Origin of the sequence: Clostridium sp. (assembly GCF_016650095.1) — a bacterium.
Lineage (GTDB): Bacteria > Bacillota > Clostridia > Clostridiales > Clostridiaceae > Clostridium_AD.
In genome coordinates, this window is record NZ_JAENWL010000202.1 from 1 (window position 1) to 6,694 (window position 6,694).

General features: G+C 33.1%; 6 protein-coding genes. All 6 read right to left on the minus strand.

Annotated features, from left to right (window positions below; translation table 11 throughout):
- The coding region (locus tag JJE11_RS12010; RefSeq protein ID WP_291635903.1) for a sulfite exporter TauE/SafE family protein at positions 1–566 on the minus strand (566 nt) is incomplete at its 3' end.
- Between the two features lie 372 nt (positions 567–938).
- Positions 939–1,928, minus strand: a complete 990-nt coding sequence (locus JJE11_RS12015; RefSeq protein ID WP_291635905.1) for a D-cysteine desulfhydrase family protein — start codon at positions 1,926–1,928, stop codon at positions 939–941.
- A 102-nt stretch (positions 1,929–2,030) separates the two neighbouring features.
- On the minus strand, positions 2,031–3,293 hold the full coding sequence (locus JJE11_RS12020; protein WP_291635907.1) for a dicarboxylate/amino acid:cation symporter: 1,263 nt from the start codon (positions 3,291–3,293) through the stop codon (positions 2,031–2,033).
- A 144-nt stretch (positions 3,294–3,437) separates the two neighbouring features.
- Positions 3,438–4,283, minus strand: a complete 846-nt coding sequence (gene dapF, locus JJE11_RS12025; protein ID WP_291635909.1) for a diaminopimelate epimerase — start codon at positions 4,281–4,283, stop codon at positions 3,438–3,440.
- A 29-nt stretch (positions 4,284–4,312) separates the two neighbouring features.
- A complete protein-coding gene (lysA, locus tag JJE11_RS12030; RefSeq protein WP_291635911.1) occupies positions 4,313–5,605 on the minus strand; it encodes a diaminopimelate decarboxylase in 1,293 nt (430 codons plus the stop codon).
- 104 nt (positions 5,606–5,709) lie between these two features.
- Positions 5,710–6,694: MalY/PatB family protein (locus JJE11_RS12035; protein ID WP_291635924.1), on the minus strand; the 985-nt coding region annotated here is incomplete at its 5' end.

Below are 6,694 nucleotides of genomic sequence, written 5' to 3' on the forward strand. Positions count from 1 at the left end.
CCAACACCAAGTTGCATTAGTGCTCCAAGTATAAAATTACAACCAATGGCTATCATAAGCTTAGTTCCTACAAGCCCACTGGCTGTTCCGGCAACTGGCATAAAATGCAACAAATCAGAAAACATAATAATAGCAACCGTAATTAGTGCTAGTCCCATTCCAATTCTTACTTTTTTTATGTTAAGTTTAGCCACAATATCCGCTCCTATTATTGCACCTAAAACAGCAGAAATAATCATTGAAACCAATGTTATTTTATCAACTTTTATTACAGTTAAAAAAATAATCGCCTCAAAAACCGTAGGAATTGAACAAGATACATTTAAAGTACCAGGAAGGGTTCTATCATCAGTCAATTTGAAAAGCCTAACTATGGATGTTATAATAGCAAAGCTTCCTACTCCTAAAGTATCGAAAAAACTAGCTATAAACCCTATTACACCAAAAATAATAAAGTTCTTATTTCGAAAATTTTCTGCCTTTTCCCCTTTAAAAACGTCAGAAATATATATAGTGGCAAAGTATGATTCCAGCAAAATTAGTAACCCTAATAGTATCTTAACCATAAAATATCCCCATTTCTGCATTTATAGCAATCTATTATATGGCATTATATTACCTTAAGAATCAATTAATTCTTATTGTTAGGCTATATGAATAATATATTCTATACTAAGGTCATCTATGCGAAGATAATAATATAGAAGATAAATTTAGATGCTATATTGAACCAAAAGGAACCCCCATCTGAGCTCCAGATAGAGGTTTTTAAAAAGTTCGACATCTCTCCGTTATTCTTTAGCATAAGCAGCGAACGGGAATGAATTGTTAGTGGTAGTCCCGTTTATTTTCTGTTGGATGGGGTGAGAAGAATAAAAAATATAATCAATTAGTAGAAAAAATAAACCTTTGAATCAAATCCAAAGGTTTATTTTTTCTTAAAACTCAAATAAATGTTTTTGAGGAAACAAGCCAAAAGCTCCGCCGGTATGAATAAATAGAATGTTTTTGCAGTTTTTGAAAGATCCCTTTTTAATTTCTTCAACCAATCCATACATGGCTTTTCCCGTATACACAGGATCCAGAATAATTCCCTCTAGTTTTGCAAAGTCTTGAATAAATTGAATTTCTTCTTGCCTACTTAGTGCATATCCCCTTCCCACATATCCATCTATAATATGAATTTCGTCTTTTGAAATATGTAAATTCATATCTAGGTATTGCATACTCTCATGCACTATTTTACAAATTTCATTTTTGAAGTGCTCAGCATCATCACAAACATTGGTACCATATATTTCACCAGTATACTCTAGAGTTTTACTTGCTAGGAATAGTCCAGAATGAGTTCCACCAGATCCTACTGCCAGTATAATTCTATCAAAACTGACACCCATCTCCTTCTCCTGGCAAATAATTTCCTCCATAGCATTATAGTATCCAAATCCACCAATTCCATTAGAAGCACCTTCTGGTATAATATAAGGTTTAAAACCCTTCTCCTCTAATTGCGACTTGATTTGCTCCATAATTTCAGCTTTATTATTTTTATATTCCTCTGGAGTAATAAATTGAATCTCCGCTCCCAAAAGCTTATCTATAAACAAATTACCATCTAATTCTGTTTCTGAGTTTCCTCTCAAAACAAGCACCGATTTCATTCCAAGCCTTGTAGCTACTGCTGCCGTAGCTCTGCAGTGATTAGATTGAATTCCTCCACAGGTAATAAGTACATTGCATCCCTTATTAAGTGCCTCCTTTACAGAAAATTCAAGTTTTCTTATTTTATTACCAGAGACTTCTGTCCCTGTTTGATCATCTCTTTTTATATAAATATTGGGTCCATCCAGCTTTTGTGTTAGTCTTTCTAGTTTTTCTATCCTTGTTGGTAAGTTTGCAAACATTATTTTTTCCGGAATTTTAATCATTGAATTAGACCTCCTTTTGGTTAAATCATTCTGTGATTTTTATATAAGCACTTTTCGATAGCTATAGTCTTCCTTTGATGAAATATCTAAGGTAACCAATGGTTAGCCCTTGATAGAAGATGATAAAGTTTGAGCACTCTTCTTCATCCAGTCTTTACCTTCAACCAATCGAGTAACTATCATAGATGTTACAGCATCACCAGTACAATTTATGCAGGTTGCAGGAGGATCTACAAGGAAACCAATAGTTGCAATAATTGGAAATGCTTCTGGCGGGAATCCAAATAAGCTTACAATTAGCATTTCACCAATTAGTCCACCACCCGGAACACCCGACATAACTACGCCACCAAGAACTGAAACTGCTATTGCAGTAGCATAGGTTCCAATTCCAGAGAATTCTTGCCCGAATATTCCAAACAAAAATGAAATTTTTAATATAGATGAAATAACAGTACCGTCCATATGCATAGTTGCACCAATCGGCAACACAATTTCACGAATATCCTTTGGTACTCCCATACGCTCAGTAGCATCTAGGTTTACAGGTAAACTTGCAATAGAACTTTGTGTTGCAATGGATGTAATTGCTGGTTCTAGAATATTTTTAAAGTAAGTTTTTACACCTTCAGTACCACCTGCATAATATGAATACGCATAAAATGCGATAAAAAAGTATGCGATACACAGTGGGTAATAAATAAGCATAGCTCTTGCATATGCACCCAATAATTGAGGTCCAAACTCACCAATAAGACTTGCAAAATAAGCACCCAAACCAATTGGAGCATACCACATAATAATTCCAACAAATTTCATCATGACTTTGGTCATAGCATCTAAACCCCTGGCTATAATGTTGTTTTCACCTCCAAGAGAACTAACGCAATACCCAAATATAATTGAAAATACAATAAGTGGCAACATGTTAGAGCGAGAAAGTAGACCACTAAAATCATTTACGGTTAATGCCTTAACAATTTGTTCGGAAAATTTAACTGTTTCTAGCTCCATAGTAGAATCCAATGCTAGATTAACTCCAGCTGCAGGTGGAAACACCTTAACAATGATAAGGATGATGACGCCAGCAATACACCCTGTAACAATAAATGTTAGGAACATGTTGCTTATAATATTCCCTAGCCTTTTCATATTGACCATATTTCCTACCGCACTAGCTATGGTAACAAATACTAAAGGGATTACAACCGTGAACATTAAGTTAAGAAATACATCTCCAAAAGGCTTAAGTACTATTGCTTTTTCACCAAAGATAATACCAATGATGCTGCCTATTACAATAGATAGAAGTAAAATAATCGGGAAACGATAGTTTTTCCATACACTTTGTCTTGTTGTTTTCATTTTAATACTTCCTTTCATTATTTAGTTTGCTAGGAATTTTTAACAATTTCAAATAATCCTTTATTTTTATAATTTTATATATATATAAAATATTAAAACCATGATAGGTAATGAATATTCTATAATCATTTAAAAGGTTAGAAGCTATAATATATATTCTAAATCTTCATCCATTATTTTACCAATTGCGATTATATTAGTATCCCCTATTAAAAATACCTTTTCTACACTATCCTCTAATCTTTCTATTTCTATAAGTAATTCTCCTCCAGGTGAAACAATCTTCACTTTATTACCCTTTAAATACCCTTTTAGTACGAGAGCAACTGCAGTTGAACCGGAACCCGTTCCACATGCCAATGTGAAATCCTCAACTCCTCTTTCATATGTTTTTAAAATTGCAGTAGTATCGTCTAAAATATCAAAAAAGTTTACATTTGCTCCTTTAGGAAAATCTTTATAAAATCTTATTTTTCTCCCAATATCAAATAATTCACTTTCATCCGTGTTTTGAAGACCTGGGTATTTTACAACAGCATGAGGAATTCCTGGATTCCCGAGTTCTATATAAGAGCACTCATATTTTTTACCATCAATTTCAACATTAGAATCAAGTTTAATCTTTTCAGGATTATTAAGCTTAACTTTTACAAGTCTACCTTCTAGTATTTCTGCTGATACTATACCCGCCAATGTTTCAAACCTCATTTTTTTTCCTGCAATATTATTCATATATGCATATCTAGCAATACATCTTGCACCATTACCACACATCTCACCAATACTACCATCAGAATTATAAAAGCGCATTTTAAAATCAGCATCACTTTCAGGACTATCAACTACTATAAAACCATCTGCACCTAAAGATACTTTCCTCTTACACAATTTCTCAGCTATTTTAGGTATTTCACTTAAAGATATATTTAATTTCATATTGTTTACTATTATAAAGTCATTACCTGCTCCTTGAATTTTAGTAAATTCCATAGTTTCCTCCTCAAAAATGCTATTTGTATTTATCCCTTAAAAAACAGATCATTTTGTAGCATATCATCGTAGCTTTGTCTTTTTACTATTAACTGGTGTTTTCCCTCTTTTATAAGAACAACAGCTGGACATGGGTTTTTATTATAATTGCTAGCCATAGAATATCCATATGCTCCGGTTACAAATATAGCAAATATGTCTCCTCTTTCTAATTGAGCTACTTTAGCATCTCTAATAAGTACATCTCCTGATTCACAACATTTACCGCATATTGTGACTGTATCTGTTTTTGGTTCATTTGCCTTATTAGCTGCCACTCCTTCATATTCAGCTTGGTACAGTGCAGGTCTAATATTATCAGTCATTCCTCCGTCAACAGAAACATATTTCCTAATTCCTGGAATATCTTTAATTGTTCCTACTTTATACAATGTTATACCAGCTTCGCCTACAATACTTCTGCCCGGTTCTATAACTACTTCAGGTCTTTTTATATTTAATGCTCTTGAAAACTGTTCTAATTTTTCCATCATAGGGTCTAAGAAATACGCATATGATTTCGCTTCATCTGCTTGAGTGTATCTGATACCAAATCCACCACCTATATTTATTTCTGAAGTTATATATCCAAACTTACTTTTTAGTTCTTTAATTAATTTCAAGGTTATTTCAAGAGCCTGTAAGTGAGATTTGTTATCATGAAGTTGTGATCCTAAATGAAAATGAAAACCCAGAAAATTAACATATTTTGATTCTATTGCCTTCTCTACAGCAGAAAATATTATTTCATCATCTAATGGTATCCCAAATTTCGAATCTTTTTTACCTGTAACTATATAGTCATGAGAATTACTCTTTACCCCAGGAGTGATTCTGTATAAAATGTTTACTTTCTTGCCCTTTTCTTTACATACACTTTCTATTAGGCTAAGCTCATCAAGTCCGTCAACAATAATTCTACCTATGTTATAATTAATAGCAAGTTCTATCTCTTCTATGGATTTGTTATTGCCATTAAACTCTATCTTTTCAGCAGGAAAATTAGCTTTAATAGCTGTATACAATTCTCCCCCAGAAACTACATCTATACATAGTCCTTCTCTTTCGATTATTTTACACATTGTAAGAGTTAAAAAAGCCTTTGAAGCATATGCAGCTCTTGTTCTCTGATATTTTTTTAAAAACGTTTCTCTTATTTCTTTGCATTTGTCTACAATTGCAGTTTCAGACATAACGTACAGAGGTGTACCATATTCTTTAACTAACTCTAATGTATTACACCCGTCAAAATATAAAATTCCATTTTTAATTTCTTTAGTCATAATATATTCCTCCAATTCGCTTTCCCAGCTTTTTCCTTCATGGTAGTATCAGAATAACTTTTCGATAAAAAAAATTTCTTTATCACTCTTTTGAATTCTCTTTTCTAATTATCCTTATTCAACGAATTAACAGCTTTTTCAAGTTGTAGCAAAGCTTTTTCAAGTGTTGAGCGGGGACAAGCAGCATTTAGACGCATATACCCAGAGAGGTTGCGACAAAAGTCATTACCAGCGTTGAGCCCAAGACCAGCTTCATTAATCATAAATTCTTTTAGTTCATCATTCCCTAATTCTAGTTTGCGACAATCAAGCCAAACCAGATATGTACTTTCCGGTATGGTAGGACTAATTTTGGGTATATTGCGACCACAGAAATCCCTTATAAAATTAATGTTCCCCTCAATATATGGAATTAACTGTTCCAGCCATTCTCCACCATATCTATATGCAGCTTCTACAGCTACAAGACTAAAGCAATTATTGCGATGTATATCCATGCCTCTCCAAAAAACATCAAATGTCTCTTTAAAACAAGCATTTGGAAAAATCACTACAGAAGCCTGTAGTCCCGCTAAGTTGAAAGTTTTTGTACATGAAGTACAGGTGATAGTTTTGTCTGCTACCTCCTTTGATATACTTGCAGTAGGAATGTGTTTATTATCCCACAACATCAAATCTGAGTGTATCTCATCAGAAATAATCATTACATTATAGCGTAGGCACAGGCTAGTAATTTGTTCTAGTTCTTCTCTTCTCCATACTCTTCCTACTGGATTTTGAGGGCTACACATAATAAATAACTTTGGTTTTTGCTTTAATTTTTCTTCAAAGTCCTTAAAATCTATAGAATAAACTCCATTTTGTTCTAATAATTGGTTTTCAATTACTACTCTGCCCCATGATTCTATTACTTCATAAAATTCTGGGTAAACTGGAGTCTGTATCAAAATTTTATCTTCACTATTAGAAAATTCTCTTACAATAACCGATAGAGATGGAACAACACCAGGGCTGAAACTAATTAAATCTTTATTAACTATCCAATTATTTCTACTCTTTTCCCAATCACAAAAAGCTTCATAATAGGAC

Coding starts and splice junctions, on each gene's coding strand:
- JJE11_RS12015 (WP_291635905.1), bottom strand. CDS start 1,928: ATGATTAAAATTCCGGAAAAAATAATGTTTGCAAACTTACCAACAAGG.
- JJE11_RS12020 (WP_291635907.1), bottom strand. CDS start 3,293: ATGAAAACAACAAGACAAAGTGTATGGAAAAACTATCGTTTCCCGATT.
- dapF (WP_291635909.1), bottom strand. CDS start 4,283: ATGGAATTTACTAAAATTCAAGGAGCAGGTAATGACTTTATAATAGTA.
- lysA (WP_291635911.1), bottom strand. CDS start 5,605: ATGACTAAAGAAATTAAAAATGGAATTTTATATTTTGACGGGTGTAAT.